The sequence below is a fragment of the Nitrospirota bacterium genome, assembly GCA_016214845.1.
GTDB lineage: Bacteria > Nitrospirota > Thermodesulfovibrionia > UBA6902 > UBA6902 > SURF-23.
In genome coordinates this window covers 32,361-47,990 of the sequence record JACRMS010000018.1, presented here as the reverse complement: position 1 = coordinate 47,990, position 15,630 = coordinate 32,361, and the positions used below count along the sequence as shown (strand labels likewise).

The following is a 15,630-nucleotide window of genomic DNA, read 5'->3' as shown; positions in this document are numbered from 1 at the left end:
AATTCACCTTTTCCTTTTCGTTATTAATGGAGTGACCCCGTCAAAGATAAAAGCGAGCATGGCGGACAGTCCTTTTTTATCTACCATAGGCGAACGGTGGCAGAGCTGCTCCTCAAGCACGAAGTTCAGCGCCCCTATCAAAACATGCGTCAGCGTGTCCGCATTCACCTTCCGGATCTCGCCGCTTTTGATCCCTTCCTTCACAATTAATTCCGTTACCTCTCTGATCTTCAGGTGGTAGCCCTCGAAGTCAATGAAAGGCGCCCCCTGGGGGGGGCCGTAATAGATCGAATACATAAGTCTCGCGGCCTTGAGGTTCTTCATGAACAGGAGGAATATCCCTTCGTACAGACGCAGCACGCGTTCACGAGAGCTTAACTTTTCGTGCGCGGTTTCCACCAATATCTTTTCAAGGACCTCAAAGGGTTTTGTCATCAGCTCCGTGTAGATGCCTTCCTTGTTCCCGAAATAGTAATAGAGCGTCGGTTTTGTGACACCGGCCGCCTCAACGATCTCCCGGACAGAAGTGGCGGCATATCCCCTTTCATTGAATATATCAAGGGCCGCGCCGAGAAGACGTTCCCGCACCGCGTGTTCCTCAGGTTTTACAGGGCGTTTTCTGCCTGTCATAATTAAGCTCCTTTGCGTGTATATCTTATTTACCTACCGGTAAGTATATTTTACGGATTAAAACTTTGTCAAGCTATACTTCGCGATAATGCCGTCATTGATTGAATTCCAGGGCGGGCAAGCAACTTTGTTACGGGGGAACACTTCTGTAACTAAGAAACTTTATTACTTCAAGCCTTCCCGAAAAAACCTCTCACTTTTTTCACAACTTCGGAAGGGGCGGTCCTTTCTGTTTCTTTTGTCCTTCTCGACTTGAGCTCAACTACACCTTCCTTCAATCCCTTTTTGCCGATGACTATCTGATATGGAATGCCTATCAAGTCAGCGTCCTTGAATTTCACGCCGGGGCGTTCATCCCTGTCGTCTATGAGCACATCAAGTTTTTCATCGATCAAGCCCCTGTATATTGTCCCGGCGAGCTCCAATATTTCACTCTCCGTATCAAGGGGGATGATCTCAACGTCAAAGGGGGCAATGCTTTGGGGCCAGATGATCCCGTCCTTGTCATGGTTCTGTTCAATGGCCGAGGCGGCAATACGGGCGGGGCCGATGCCGTAGCTTCCCATTATGACCGGATTCTCTGTTCCGTTCTCATCAAGATACACTGCCTTGAGCGGCTGTGAGTATTTCGTGCCGAGCTGAAATATATTCCCGATCTCGATGGCCTTCTCAAGTATTATTTCAGCGCCGCATGTTGAACAGGTGTCTCCCTCCCCGGCAACGTGTATGTCATGCCACTCCGCCTGAAAATGGACACCAGGTTTTATCCCTCTTGTATGAAACCCTTCCTTATTAGCTCCTGAGATGTAGATCCCGTCCTTCAGTGAAATGTCGGCGATCTTTTTCAAAGTGTTGTTATAAGGGCCGATGGACCCTACCGCGACACCGAGGATGGTTTTCACTTCATCTTTCTGCGCAGCCCTGAATTCCCCGGTGATTTTTGAAAGCTTCTTCTCATGAAGCTCCTGGTCGCCTCTTACAAGCGCAAGGAAAGGGCCGTCCTTTCCTATCAGAAGCAGGCTCTTGATAAAACACGAAGGATGAGTTTTCAGAAATCCCGACACCTCTGCTACCGTCCTCTTATCAGGAGTAGCGATGTCTTCCAGTGCCCAGTCCTTTTCATCCCCTTTCAGTTTCTGAGGAGACGGGACTGACAGCGCGAGTTCCGTATTTGCCGAGTAGCCGCATTTACAGAGGACAATGGTGTCCTCTCCTGCCGGACTCGGGGCCATGAATTCATGCGCGGTTGCGCCGCCCATCATTCCGGGATCGCTCTGTACCTGGTGAAATTTCAGCCCGCATCTCTGAAATATCCTGTGATACGCCTCAGCGTGTTTGCGATAACTTTCCTTGAGGCCTTCTTCATCTTTATCAAAACTGTAACTGTCTTTCATGATGAATTCACGGGTGCGCAATATCCCGCTTTTGGGCCTTGCCTCGTCCCTGAACTTCGCCTGCATCTGATACCACATCTGGGGCAATTGCCTGTATGAACGGAGTTCCATCGAGGCAAGCCATGTGATTATTTCTTCATGGGTCATTCCAAGGCACATGTCCCTGCCGCCCCTGTCTTTCAGCCTGAACATCTCATCGCCGATGTCAGACCACCTGCCGGTCTTCTGCCATATGTCGGCTGGATGCAGCCCCGGCATTGATATTTCCTGCGCGCCTATCGCGTCCATTTCTTCCCTGATTATTTTATTTATCCTGTTCATTACCCTCCACGCGAGAGGAAGGTAGATATAAAGTCCTGAGGCAAGCTGCCTGACGTAACCTGCGCGAAGCATAAGAATATGGCTGATCGACTCCGCCTCCGCCGGGGTCTCCCGCAAGGTCGGAATGAAGGTCCCTGAAAAATGCATGATTACCTCTCTTTTCTAATTTAGCGGTTTAATTTAAAATGAAAAGTATTCTATCATAATCTTCTGTTTCATTAAAGGAAGTCTTGCTTCTATGAAAACAACGGGCAGCATCAGAAAGCGCCTGATCATTTCTCTCGTTATCCTTGCGATAGTCCCTCTCCTTTTGCTCGGCGCTGTCTTATCATGGCAGGACTCTGTTATCCAGCGGAGACAGGCGATGGAATTACAAAGCGAGATCGCCAAGCGCGTTTCCGGCGAGATCCTCTCGAAGATCCATGAACAGGAGACGACCCTGCTCAATGCAATGAAGATCGACTACTACATTACAGAAATCGGACGGCAGCGGCAGCATCAGATCCTTTCCAAGCTGCGCGCGTTCAAGGACGAAAATCACAGGGACTCATTCAATGACCTGGTTCTGCTCAATGGCAATGGCAGAGAGATCATGCGCGTGTCCCGCGCTTCAATCTTTACTGACAGGGACCTCGGTGACCGGTCAGGGGCTGAGGAATTTCTGGTTCCCATTGCAAAACGCGCTACATACTATGGCCCCGTGTATTTCGACAAAAAAACAGGAGGCCCTTTCATGTTAATGAGCCTTCCGGTAATTGACGAGCGGGGTGATAAATTAAAGGGTGTCCTTGTTGCTGAAATGCGTCTGAAATTCATGCAGGAAATAGTGGCGGCTATGCATATAGGCAAATCCGGCATTGCCTACATCACGGACAACGACGGCAGGGTCATTGTACATCCTGATCCTTCGGTGATGTTAAAAGACGCACACTTCCACGTGCCTGATAAGGCCGTTATTATGACAGGCATTAACGGCACAAAGGTCGTTTTGGCCGGTGATACAATAAAACTTGGTGATCAGTATCTTCATATTGTAACTGAGGTGCCTGTAACGGAAGCCCTGAAAAACACCGCCCGTCCCATGCTCACCATAGCGGCTTTTCTTTTATTTACCCTGTCAGTGGCTTTGGCCCTCGGATTTACAATTATGCGCAAGATCATCAGGCCCATCGAATCCCTTGCCGAAACCGCGCAGGCGATCAGCAGCGGCAACCTGTCGCAAAAGGCGGCTTTTTCAGGCAGCGATGAGATAGGTGTTTTGTCCCTGGCTTTCAACAAAATGACCTCCCAGCTCATAGACACAATAGATTCGCTCCAGCATACCGTATATCAGCGCGAAGCCGCAAATGTAAAGCTGCTTGAGAGGACAGAGGAAAAAGAGGTGCTGCTGAAAGAAATTCACCACAGGGTAAAAAACAACATGCAGGTCATTTCAAGCCTGTTAAGCCTACAGTCGGACCAGATCGACGACCGGCAGTATATTGAATTGTTCGATGAAAGCCGCAACCGGATAAGGTCCATGTCCCTCATCCACGAGAAACTCTACCAGTCAAATGACCTTGCCCATATCGATTTCAATGATTACGTCAAGAGCCTTGCAAACGGCCTGCTCATGTTCTACGGCACAAACAACGGAAGTATTTCACTCAATATTAAAGCAGAGGAGCTCAGTCTTGCAATCGACACCGCAATACCGTGCGGGTTGATTATAAATGAACTGGTTTCAAACGCGCTGAAGTACGCTTTCCCCAAGGACCGAAAGGGAGAGATAAAGATATCGTTCAGAAAGATCACCGGTGAGGACAAATATGAACTCGTGGTCAGCGATAACGGCGCGGGGATACCGGAAGGCATTGATATCAGGGCGGTGAAATCACTGGGCATGCAGCTCATTGTCAATTTAGTGGAGCATCAACTGAAGGGCGAATTGGCCCTGGACAGAAGCAGCGGCACAAAATACTTCATACGCTTTAAAGAGCTGAAGTATAAGAACAGGATTTAATAATTGATCGCAGGGAATACAATCCGCAGATTTCTCAGATTAGCACAGATATTTGCAGGGTCTTTTCATAATCTGTGTAATCTGCGAAATCTGCGGATATAATTTTTATTCCCGACTAAACCGTTTTTATGTCCTGCTCATTTTCAGAATATCCGTTTTTACGCATGAAGGTCGGGACGTCAAGATAATCCTCGCTGTCAACCTTCACCGTCTCCTTCGACAAAAACCTTTGAGTGGAGCCTTTCAACACAACTGAATCTCCCTTCGGCCTCCATTTCTCAAGCGAAGGCATCACAGGGCGGGTCTTTTCTTCAAAGCCTGTGGCAATCACCGTAATTACAACCTTGTCGTCAAGGTCCGGGTCAATTACCGAGCCGAAGATTATTTCCGCGTCATCATGCACCGCATCCTTGATAAGGCTGGCTGCCTCGTTGACCTCGTGAAAAGAGAGGGAGGAACCTCCAGTGATGTTTATCAATACGCCTTTAGCGCCATCAATGGAGGTTTCCTCCAACAGGGGGCTTGAGATTGCCATCTTGGCCGCGCTTACCGCGCGGGTCTCGCCGCTTGCGCTGCCGATACCGATGAGTGACCTGCCGCTGTTTGACAAGATGGTCTTTATGTCCGCAAAATCCTGGTTTATAAGTCCGGGAACGAGTATCAGGTCAGAGATGCCTTTTACCGCCTGTCTCAGGACGTCATTTGCAAGGTTTAAGGCCTGAAGCCAGGTCGTGTCCTTGTCCGCAATATTTAACAATCTCTGATTATGGACGACGATAAGGGAGTCCACATGTTTCTGCAGTTCTTTTATCCCCTGCTCCGCGTTTCTGGACCTCTTGTTGCCCTCAAAGAGAAACGGTTTGGTAACAACTGCCGTGGTAAGAATGCCAAGCTCCCTCGCTACCTCCGCGACAACCGGGGACGCGCCGGTGCCTGTGCCCCCTCCCATGCCTGCTGTTATAAAAATCATGTCGGCGCCTCTCAATGCGTCTTCAACCGCGCCTCTGTCTTCAAGTGCGGCCTGCTTGCCTGTCTCGGGGTTTGCGCCGGAGCCAAGTCCCTTTGTCAATGAAGTGCCGACCTGCACGCACTGGTGCGCAAGTGACAATTCAAGCGCCTGCGCATCCGTGTTGATGGCCACAAACTCAACTCCCTGGAGGTTCGACGCTATCATGCTGTTTACAGCATTGCTCCCTCCTCCGCCGACACCCACAATCTTGATCTTTGCCGGGTTGGTAATACTGCCGTTCTGTAACTCCTCAAGCTCGAAAATCTTCATACCGTTCTCCTTTCCCTGATAAATTTTTATGTATTAAAATTTGTTCCAATCTTTTCAATTCCTAATTCGTAATTCTTAATTCTTAATTTATAGTCTAAACCACCCGCTCATCTTCGATTTTATCCCGCTGAATATTCCTCCGCTGTTTAGTCCCTGTTCGGCTAAAATCTCCTGCGCTCCCTGAAGGACAAGACCTGCACAGGCAGCATATGCGGGGTTGCTTAAAATATCAGTATGCCCTCCGATACCAATAGGGCTTCCAATTTTTACGGGAAGCTCCAGAATATTTTCCGCCATCACGGTCATCCCTTCCATTAATACCGTGCCGCCTGTCAAAACCACGCCCGCGTTCATCAGTTTGTGATGGCCTTTTCCGGTGATCTCTTCTTTGATCAACCCGAACAATTCTTCCGCGCGCGGCTGGAGTATTTCAACGAGGTGGCTTCTCGTTATGCTCCTGCCCGGCTTGCCGTCTGCGGTTTCGATCCCGATCTCTTCTTCACCGCGCACCAGGGACAGCATCGAGCAGCCGTACTTTCTTTTTATCTTCTCAGCTTCATGAAAAGGGAGCCTCAATCCTATCGCCGCGTCATTTGTGAAATTGCCGCCTCCAACAGCCAACACCGCGGAATGGAAAATATTCCCTTCTTTATAAAGCGCGATATCAATTGTGCCGCCGCCAATATCTACAAGCGCGACGCCGAGTTCCTTCTCATCCCGCGTCAGCACGGCATCGGCGGTGGCAACCGGCTGGAACACAACATCAAGCGCCTCAAGCCCCGCCTTCTGGCAGCACTTCATTAAATTCTGGATTGACGAGGCAGCGCCGGTTATTATCTGGACCTTCGCCTCAAGCCTCACCCCTACCATTCCGCGCGGGTCAGTGATCCCCTCCTGCCCGTTCACGATAAACTCCAGGGGGACCACATGGAGTATCTCCCGGTCAAAGGGAATTGCCACGGCCCTTGCGGCGTCGATCACCATGTCAACTTCCTTCTGTCCAATTTCTTTTTCCTTTACAGCGATAATGCCCTGACTTGAAATATACCCTATGTGGCTTCCGGTGACCCCTGTATACACTGTTTTTATATCAACGCCTGACGCCTCTTCAGCACGCTGCACCGCTTCCCTTATTGCTTCAACGGTCTGCTCGATGTTGATGACGACCCCTTTTTTGATACCCTTTGACGGGGCCGTGCCGACGCCCATTATATTTGCAGGGAAATTATTCTCATCCCGGCTCCTGAAAGGGTTGACCTCGGCAACCATGACGCATATCTTTGTCGAGCCGATATCAAGACCGACTACTATGCTGCCGTTTTTCGCGGTCACGTCTTTTATAAATCCAAAATGCATATTTAATTCATCCTTAAGTCACAGATGGCACAGAGATTAATAATCCGCAGATTACTCAGATTTGCACAGATGTTTTTACCTGATCTGTGCAATCTGCAAAATCTGTGGATGGAATCCATCTTCCTCTGAGTGCTCTGTGGTAAATTTACTATCAAACTTTTTTCTCCTTCTTGCTGCTTCTAACTTTCGCCTTTCCCTTGCCTTTATCTTTTGCCGCCTCGGTCACCTTCTCTTTATCTTTGTCCTTCTCTTTCAGTTTGTCGTTCTTGTCCGGTTTTTCCGGTGTTACAGGCTTCACAATAACGGAATCTTTAAATCTCAGGTCCACGTACTGGATCGGCACACCCATCTTCTTCAACTCCGGTTCAAGCTCCACCCACTTGTCGAATTTCTCCGCGTACTGCCCGTAACCGACTTTGATAAATTCTCCGTCGATATTCAGATTGAGCCCGTACGGTTCCAGGCCTATCTCTACTAACTGCTTGTCGGCAAGTATTTTCCTGGAGGACAGGGCTTCAACTAATTTCAAGGCCTCCGACATTTCTTTTTTATACCTCGGGTCTATCCCCTTTATTTCCGGCAGAAAAGGAGTGCCCGCATCTTGCAGCCTTTCCATTACATTGCCTTCCTCATTAACAAGGAAAGTCTCTCCTTCGAAATTGAGCAGGGCCTTGGGCCTCGCCTCTTCAATGTCTATCACGAGTGTTCCGGGCAGCTGCCATCTTAAGGTTGTCTTCTTTATCCACGCGTTTTTCCTCAGCCTCTCGTCGATATCTTTCAGGTGAAGGTCCAAAAGGGATTCCCGCCGGATGTTTAAAATGTTTTCAATATCTCTCTTGTCAAGATGCTCGTTGCCTGAAACCTCTATCTCTCTGACATAAAACGCCTGGGCCAGCAAATACGTTCCCAGCACTATGGTGGTTACTGCCAGCGCAACTGACAGGATGATACCCGTCTTCTTGAGAAAGATAGAGAGCTTCCCCTGTCGCCGCGACACTGATTTCCGTTTGTTATTCTTTGAGGCCAAGTCTTATTATCTCCTCTATAAGATCGCCGAAACTCATGCCCGCTGACTTTGCTATCTTCGGCAGCAGGCTCGTCGTTGTCATGCCGGGCAGTGTGTTAACTTCAAGAATATGCGGGACCTTGGTGCCTTCATCAATTCTCAGATCAACCCTGCTGGCGCCAGCGCATCCAAGCGCCTGGTGGGCCTTCAACGCAATGTCTTTAGCCTTTTCATATGTCGCGTCATCAAGCTCCGGGGGAATGATGTACTCAGTAAGTCCCGATGTATACTTTGCCTCGTAGTTATAAAATTCCAGAGAGGGCCTCACCTCAACGCCTCCAAGGACCCTCTGTCCGAGTATCCCGATGTGCACCTCTTTGCCGGGGATGAATTTCTCTATCATTACCCTGTTGTCAAATGAGAAGGCCTTCTCAAGGCACGGGAGCATATCTTTTTCTTCTTTAATGATGCTGACACCGATGCTGGACCCCTCTGCAACAGGCTTGACAACCCACGGCAGGGGAAAGTCAACAGCAGGCAGTTGTGTATCAACCGCCTTTTTGCCTTTTGACTGGCGGCGGATGACTATGAACGGCGCTACCGGCAGCCCGTGATATGCAAACATTTTCTTGGACGCCTCTTTGTCCATTGCAAGGGCCGAAGCCATGATGCCTGAACCTGAGTAAGGGATGCCAAACACTTCAAGCATCCCCTGTATCGCCCCGTTTTCCCCTATTCCACCGTGTAAGGCAAGGAAAGCAAACTTGATCTTTTCTTTCTTCAGCGCGTTAACTACGTCCTTGCTGATATCGATCGGCACTGCGTTGTAGCCAAGCTCCTGCAGGCTCTGGTATATCGCGAGCCCGCTCCTGATGGAGATGTCCCTCTCGGAGGACTCGCCTCCCATCAGCACACCTATCCTTTTTGTTGTAACCGGTCCTTTAGCCATTTGTTTCTCCCACACAGATAAGAAAGGCAGGTGAAAAATTTCTATACGACACCTCTTGAAAAAGGCCAAGTGCATGGGGCAAAGAGCATAGGGTCAAGAGAATAACTGGAATAGCATTAAACATAAATTTAAATATCATGTCGATTATAGAAGTTTTGAGACAGTCTTTCTTATCTGTGTTTATTAAATTTAAGATTGCCTCTGGTTCCATCGTTTGCATTATCAATTAATTTTTCCCCACAATTTTTATCTCCGGCTCAAGCGCGACACCGCTGTGTTGCTTCACCTTCGCCTTCACGATTTTCATTAATGCGATAAAGTCCCCGCACGCGGCGCTGCCTTTATTAATAAAATAATTGGCATGTACCGCGCTCACCTCGACATCGCCGACCCTCATCCCTTTACACCCTGCCGCGTCTATCAGCCTTCCCGCTGCATCTCCCTCGGGATTTTTAAAAACGCACCCTGCGGAAGGCTCTCCGAGCGGCTGTGTATTTCTCTTTTTCTGTAAATAATCTTTCATGCGCCTTGATATCTCATCAGGATTATCTCTCTTTAATAAAATGTTCGCGCTGAGGATTATCAGGCCGTCGGGAATATTTGAAGACCTGTATGAAAAATTCAATTTGTCCTTCTCCAAAATTGAGATCCTGCCGTTCATATCCATCACCGCTACTGAGACGAGCACGTCTTTGATCTCCGCGCCGAAAGACCCCGCATTCATATACACAGCGCCGCCAAAATATCCGGGTATCCCGACCAGCGCCTCAATGCCGGCGCATCCGTTCTTTTGGGCGAAACTCAAAAGACCCGCAAGCGGCACTCCTGCCGCAACGTACAGAACCGCTTCCCGGTCATTGCTTCCCCTCGTAAACTCAATCCCCCTGAATGCCTTCAATGAGATAACGACGCCTTCTATCCCCTTATCACTGACAAGGAGATTCGTCCCGCCTCCAAGTACGGCCACCGGGATATTCTCCTTTTTTGCAGCGCGCAGGACGTTCCTCAAGGACACAGGGTCTTCAGGGAAGACCATGACCTCCGCAGGCCCGCCTATTCCCAGAGACGTGTGCTCCGACATCAGTTCATCAAACTTCATCTCGCCCTTGAAAAGCCCTTTTTCAAAAATGCCTTTTAATTCCTTGTCCATCACTCGCATTTAATCCTTAACCTAAAAAAACATTTAATAAACCACAGAGGCACTGAGACACGGAGAACAAAATGGGAAACAGGAAATAAGAAATTGGAAGTAAAGAATTTTCCTGTTTTTCATTTCTCATTTCTTCTTGATTTTTCTCAGTGCCTCTGTGTCTCTGTGGTTTCATTTTTAATTTTTAAAAACTCCTCGCCGATTTTCCATACATCCCCGGCCCCGAGGGTCAGCAGGATATCTCCTTCTTTCAATTCCCGGTCAAGATAATCTGATATCTCTGACCTGTCCTTTAAATACTCAATGTCCTTGCCTGTTTTCTTTATCTCTTTAAATAACGATTCCGAATTGACCCCTTCAATGGGTTTTTCTCCCGCGGGATAAATGTCTAACAGCAGCACCTTGTCAGCGTCCGTGAAGGCATAGATGAAATCTTTAAAAAGGTCCCTCGTCCTTGTGTACCTGTGAGGCTGAAAGAGAACAATTAGTCTGCCTTCCGCCTTCTGCCCTCTGCCTTCACTCATCGCCGCCTTCGCCGCCTTCAAAGTCGCCATGACCTCGGCGGGGTGATGCCCGTAATCATCAATCACCTTGATACCCGCAACTTCACCTTTCATTTCAAAACGCCGCTGTACCCCGCTGAAGTTGCTTAAGGCCCTCTGTATGTCTACCATGCCCATCTCCAGTTCATTCGCAACGGCGATGGCTGCAAGACAGTTGCACACGTTGTGGAGTCCGATAAGCGGGACTTCAAATACGCCGAATGATCTCCCGTTTAGGACAGCCTCGAATCTTGTCCTGAAATTATGTGTCTTGATGTCCTTTGCGACAAGGTCGAGGTTGTCGCTCAATCCGTATGTGATAAATCTCCGTTTGACATTGGGCAGGATCTCCTTCATGTGTTCATTGTCGCCGTATAAAACAGCCAGCCCGTAAAAAGGTATTTTGTTTATGAATGAATCGAAGGCGTTCTTTATCTCATCAATGTTTTTGAAATAATCCAGATGCTCCCTGTCTATATTGGTCACCACAGCGATAGTGGGAGAGAGTTTCAGGAAAGAGCCGTCGCTCTCATCCGCCTCCGCTACAAGGAAATCCCCCTGCCCTAATTTTGCGTTGCTTCCGATGCCTTTTAATTTGCCTCCTATCACAACGGTAGGGTCGATCCCTCCCTCTGCAAGCACGCTCGCCACCAGTGACGTTGTCGTGGTCTTGCCGTGCGCCCCTGCCACCAGCACCGCGTATTTCAACCTCGCAAGCTCCGCAAGCATCTCCGCCCTCGGTATGACAGGAATGGACAATTTGCGCGCGGCTTCCACCTCAGGATTGTAAGAAGAGACCGCTGATGAGATGACCACAACATCAGCGCTCGTTATATTCTCCGCCTTGTGGCCGATGATGATGTTAATGCCCTGCCCTTTCAATCTGTTCGTAGTTTCAGATTCTTTTAGATCAGAGCCTGAGATGTCGTAGCCGAGATTATGGAGGACCTCCGCAATGCCGCTCATGCCGACGCCGCCGATACCCACGAAATGAATTTTCTCAAACCGTTTATACATAATTTAATCTCAAAATGTCATGCTGAACTTGTTTCAGCATCTGCTTTTCTATAAGACCCTGAAACGAGTTCAGGGTGACAAAGTTACTAACTCACCTGATGGTTATGTTCTTTCATCTGCATTCTCTGTTCTTTGCCCTGCATCTTATCTACCGTCTTTTTTTTTAATAGCCCCAGCATGAGTTCAACGATTTTCGCCGTAGCCTCCGGGTTGCCCAGGGACTTGCTGGTGCGCTCCATCTGCCCTATTGCCTCAGGGTCTTCTATCATGAATTTAATTAGATCGGCAAGCACCTTGCCGTTCAGGTCCCTGTCAAGTATCATCTGGGCCGCGCCGATGTCCCAAAGCTTTCTCGCGTTGACTTCCTGGTGATTGCCTGCGGCATACGGGTAAGGGATGAGTATTGCCGCCTTGCCGCACGCGGTCAGTTCTGCAAGGGTGGTTGCGCCTGCCCTTGAGACAATCAGATCCGCCACTGCATACGCGTCTGCCATTTCGTGCGCGAACGGGACAACGGTCCCCCTGAATTCACGCACCCTGTAGGCCTCCCTGACGGTATCAAAATCCCTGTCTCCTGTCTGATGCAGAAACTGCACCTTGTCCTTCAGCGGCACAAGGTACGCAAGGGCCTCACTGACCGCGCTGTTTATGCGGCTGGCCCCGAGACTTCCGCCGAAGACAAATATTGTAAAAAGGTCCCTCTCAAGACTAAACGTCTTGTAGCCTTTCTCCCTGCTGCCGCTCAGGATATCAGCCCTTATGGGGTTGCCCGTAAGATAGGTTTTGTCCTGAGGGAAAAAGTCCATGCTCTCATGATACGTCACCGCAATGGTGTCGACAAATTTGCCGAGCAATTTATTGGTGAGGCCGGGTAGTGTATTCTGCTCATGTATTATTGTGGGGATGCCCATCATCGAGGCGCAAAGGAGCACCGGGCCGGAGCTGTAGCCCCCGACGCCCAATACCAGTTGAGGCTGGAGCTCTTTCAGTATCGCACGGGCATCGCTTAAGGAAGTGGGGATTTTCATGGCCGATGAAATAGTCTTGAAAATGTTTTTCCCCACAAGCCCCTCGGACCTTATAAACCTTATGTCATAGCCTTCTTTGGGAATTATCTTTGACTCAATCCCCCTCGCTGTCCCGATAAATGTGATTTTGACGTTGGCGATTGAATTTCTTAGTTCCTTTGCAATGGCAACTGCCGGAAACACATGCCCGCCTGTGCCGCCTCCCGCTATAACAATGTTCATGTCCGCCTTCCCGCGTAATAATTATGGTCCGCAAAATTATCAGCGCCTGTCCTGCTGTCTATGGTCCTGTTCTCGTTGTGTCTTGATATGTTTATAAGTATCCCGATCGCGGCAAGATTAATAAGCAGGGACGATCCGCCGTAACTGATAAACGGCAGCGGCAGGCCCTTTGTCGGCATCAGCCCTGTTGTTACCGCAAAATTAATAATGACCTGGACCCCTATCATCATCGTCAAACCGAGGGTCAGGAAATAACTGAACGAATCATTCGTCTTATTTGCGACCTTGACACCCTTCAGGAAAAAGTACAGAAAGAGGAGCAGCACAGACACCGCGCCGATCATTCCTAATTCTTCCCCGATCAATGAAAAAATAAAATCGGTGTGGACCTCGGGAAGGAAATACAGTTTCTGTTTGCTCCCGCCAAGTCCCAGTCCTGTCAGCCCGCCGTTGCCGAAGGCGATAAACGACTGCACAAGCTGAAAGCCGCTGCCGAGAGAATCCTTCCACGGATCGGTAAAAGACATTATCCTTTTCATCCTGTATGAAGAAGACGTTACGGCAATAAAAATAGCAGGCAGGGAGAGAAGCGCCATTGCCCCGATGTAACTCAATCTCACACCTCCGATAAGCAAAAGACCCATGGTGAGTATCCCGAGGCTCATTACCGCGCCGAAATCAGGCTGGATGATTATTATGCCCTGGAACAATAGCATAACGCCGATAGGTATCATAATGCCGAACCGGGCATCTTTCATCCTGTGGATGTTCCTGTCCATGTAATCGGCAAGAAATATGACCATGACTATTTTGGCAAACTCCGAGGGTTGAAAAGTAGTGGGCCAGAGCCTGAGCCACCTTCTCGCGCCATTTGCAGAAATACCGATACCCGGCACAAACACCAGCAGCAGCATAAACAAGGCGATCCCCATCAGTATATGAATTGCGGACACCTGAAATGACGCTATATGAAAAAATGGCCGTCTGAAACTCTGATAGTCCATTCTCGACAATATGAACATTGCCGCGACTCCAACAAATACGGTAAAGATATGATTCAGCAGAAAATGAAAACTATTTCCGTATCTCTTCATGGACATCAGCACTGTTGAACTGTAGACCATAAGAATGCCAATGCAAACAAGCAACGCTACCGAAATTATGATCCCTCTTGTGTCTTTACTGTTCATTCTTTCACTCTCGACTTTTCACTTTTAACTTTCAACTGATTTACCGCCTCTTTAAATTTCCTTCCCCTGTCTTCAAAGTCCTTGAACATGTCAAAGCTTGCGCAGCCCGGCGACAGCAATACAATATCGCCTGCTGACGCCTTTGACAGAGACAACTCAACCGCTGAATTCAGGTCCTCAGTCATAAGCGTTTCCGCGGCGTCTCCAAGGGCACTGGCGATCTTGTCCTTTGCCTTTCCAATTAAGACCAGTGCTTTGACCTTCTGTCTTACCATATCTCTCAGGCCGGTAAAGTCGCCGCCCTTATCCAATCCGCCCATTATCAGTATTAAATTATCGAATCCCTCAAGGGATTTCGCGACAGCGCCCACGTTCGTCCCTTTTGAATCATTGATAAACTTCACTCCCCCGATGTCGGCCACGAACTCAAGCCTGTGTTCAAGCCCCGGGAAAGTCTTCAATACATTTCTGACCGAGTCAATGGGGCATCCGGCGATCAACGCGATCAATGAGGCTGCCATTGCATTTTCGATATTATGAACGCCCTGAATTTTAAAGGTCGAAGGCTGAAGGCTGAAGGCTGAGGGGTGGATGTTGAGTTCCGGCAAGTTAAAATAAATAATTCCATCTTTCAGATAAGCCCCTTCCACCTCTTTCACGCGGCTGAAGTAAACAACCTTTGGTCTTTCACTTCCCACTTCCAACTTCTCACTTCTCACTTTTTCTAATTCAGGATCGTCCGCGTTCAGGACCAGGAAATCCTCAGGCGTTTGATTTTCAAAAATCCTCGCCTTAGCGTCGATGTATTCATCCATGCTTTTATACCTGTCGAGATGGTCAGGCGTGATGTTGAGGATGGTCGCGATCTTCGGCCTGAAATCTTTTATCGTCTCAAGCTGAAAACTTGAGATTTCAGTTACGATGTAATCAGGTAATGCGGGAACGGGTTTGAAACCCGCCCCTGCAATTTTATATATCTCTTCCGTCAACGCTATCCCTATATTGCCGCCAAGCAGTGAATTGAAGCCGGCCTCTTTCAGCATTAAATCAACCAATGTGGTTGCAGTTGATTTCCCGTTGGTCCCGGTAATGCCTATAAAAGGGGTTGGGGGTTGGGGGTTGGGGGTTGGTAAACCGGTATCTGATTTGTCTTTTACTAATCCCTGATCCCTGATCCCTAACCCCTGTATCACCTGATACGCAAGTTCCAGTTCGCCGATTATTGGAATGCCTTTTGCCCTTGCGCGTTCAAGAGAGGGAACTGTCAGCGGCACTCCCGGACTTATCACTATCATGTCGGCAGTGTCGAAGATCTCAGGTGGATTACTGCCGGTAACAACATTAACGGACAGCAATAATCTTTTAATATTATCCTCAAGCAGACCTCTATGCTTGCTGTCGGTAATAGTCACGTTCGCCCCTAAATCGGAAAGGAGGTTTGCCGCTCCTGTTCCGCTTCTCGCAAGCCCTACCACTACAATGTTCTTATCTTTAAATGTCATCTTCTTTTCATCCACAAATATCATTCTTTCCACTAATCCCTA

At 48.7% G+C, this 15,630-nt stretch carries 12 protein-coding genes; 1 reads left to right on the top strand and 11 read right to left on the bottom strand.

Features of this window, described 5'->3' with window-relative positions:
- Nucleotides 1-3 precede the first annotated feature (3 nt).
- Both HZB61_05125 and HZB61_05120 read right to left on the bottom strand, forming a co-directional pair.
- Nucleotides 4-630 (bottom strand): TetR/AcrR family transcriptional regulator, encoded by a 627-nt coding sequence (locus tag HZB61_05125; GenBank protein MBI5055981.1) that lies wholly within the window; start codon nucleotides 628-630, stop codon nucleotides 4-6.
- A 170-nt stretch (nucleotides 631-800) separates the two neighbouring features.
- Nucleotides 801-2,492, bottom strand: a complete 1,692-nt coding sequence (locus tag HZB61_05120) for a proline--tRNA ligase (protein MBI5055980.1) — start codon at nucleotides 2,490-2,492, stop codon at nucleotides 801-803.
- Nucleotides 2,493-2,583: 91 nt separating this feature from the next.
- On the opposite strand from HZB61_05120, the gene HZB61_05115 reads away from it, so the two are divergent.
- Entirely contained in the window at nucleotides 2,584-4,347 is a 1,764-nt protein-coding gene (locus tag HZB61_05115; GenBank protein MBI5055979.1) for a HAMP domain-containing protein, read from the top strand.
- Between the two features lie 115 nt (nucleotides 4,348-4,462).
- Here the strand turns inward: HZB61_05115 and ftsZ are convergent, their stop codons facing one another.
- From ftsZ to murD, 9 genes are all read right to left on the bottom strand, one after another.
- Nucleotides 4,463-5,626, bottom strand: coding sequence for a cell division protein FtsZ (ftsZ, locus tag HZB61_05110; GenBank protein MBI5055978.1), 1,164 nt, complete (start codon nucleotides 5,624-5,626; stop codon nucleotides 4,463-4,465).
- An 87-nt stretch (nucleotides 5,627-5,713) separates the two neighbouring features.
- Entirely contained in the window at nucleotides 5,714-6,982 is a 1,269-nt protein-coding gene (gene ftsA / locus HZB61_05105) for a cell division protein FtsA (GenBank protein ID MBI5055977.1), read from the bottom strand.
- 151 nt (nucleotides 6,983-7,133) lie between these two features.
- On the bottom strand, nucleotides 7,134-8,009 hold the full coding sequence (locus HZB61_05100; protein ID MBI5055976.1) for an FtsQ-type POTRA domain-containing protein: 876 nt from the start codon (nucleotides 8,007-8,009) through the stop codon (nucleotides 7,134-7,136).
- Entirely contained in the window at nucleotides 7,993-8,937 is a 945-nt protein-coding gene (locus tag HZB61_05095) for a D-alanine--D-alanine ligase (GenBank protein ID MBI5055975.1), read from the bottom strand. The genes HZB61_05100 and HZB61_05095 overlap by 17 nt, the downstream gene beginning before the upstream one ends.
- A gap of 226 nt (nucleotides 8,938-9,163) precedes the next feature.
- On the bottom strand, nucleotides 9,164-10,087 hold the full coding sequence (gene murB / locus HZB61_05090) for a UDP-N-acetylmuramate dehydrogenase (GenBank protein MBI5055974.1): 924 nt from the start codon (nucleotides 10,085-10,087) through the stop codon (nucleotides 9,164-9,166).
- A gap of 146 nt (nucleotides 10,088-10,233) precedes the next feature.
- A complete protein-coding gene (locus HZB61_05085; protein ID MBI5055973.1) occupies nucleotides 10,234-11,646 on the bottom strand; it encodes a UDP-N-acetylmuramate--L-alanine ligase in 1,413 nt (470 codons plus the stop codon).
- An 86-nt stretch (nucleotides 11,647-11,732) separates the two neighbouring features.
- A complete protein-coding gene (murG, locus tag HZB61_05080) occupies nucleotides 11,733-12,896 on the bottom strand; it encodes an undecaprenyldiphospho-muramoylpentapeptide beta-N-acetylglucosaminyltransferase (GenBank protein MBI5055972.1) in 1,164 nt (387 codons plus the stop codon).
- Nucleotides 12,893-14,086: a putative lipid II flippase FtsW gene (ftsW, locus tag HZB61_05075; protein ID MBI5055971.1), complete on the bottom strand. Its 1,194-nt coding sequence runs from the start codon at nucleotides 14,084-14,086 to the stop codon at nucleotides 12,893-12,895. The genes murG and ftsW overlap by 4 nt, the downstream gene beginning before the upstream one ends.
- Nucleotides 14,083-15,621, bottom strand: a complete 1,539-nt coding sequence (murD, locus tag HZB61_05070) for a UDP-N-acetylmuramoyl-L-alanine--D-glutamate ligase (protein ID MBI5055970.1) — start codon at nucleotides 15,619-15,621, stop codon at nucleotides 14,083-14,085. Before murD ends, ftsW begins: the two co-directional genes overlap by 4 nt.
- Nucleotides 15,622-15,630 lie beyond the last annotated feature (9 nt).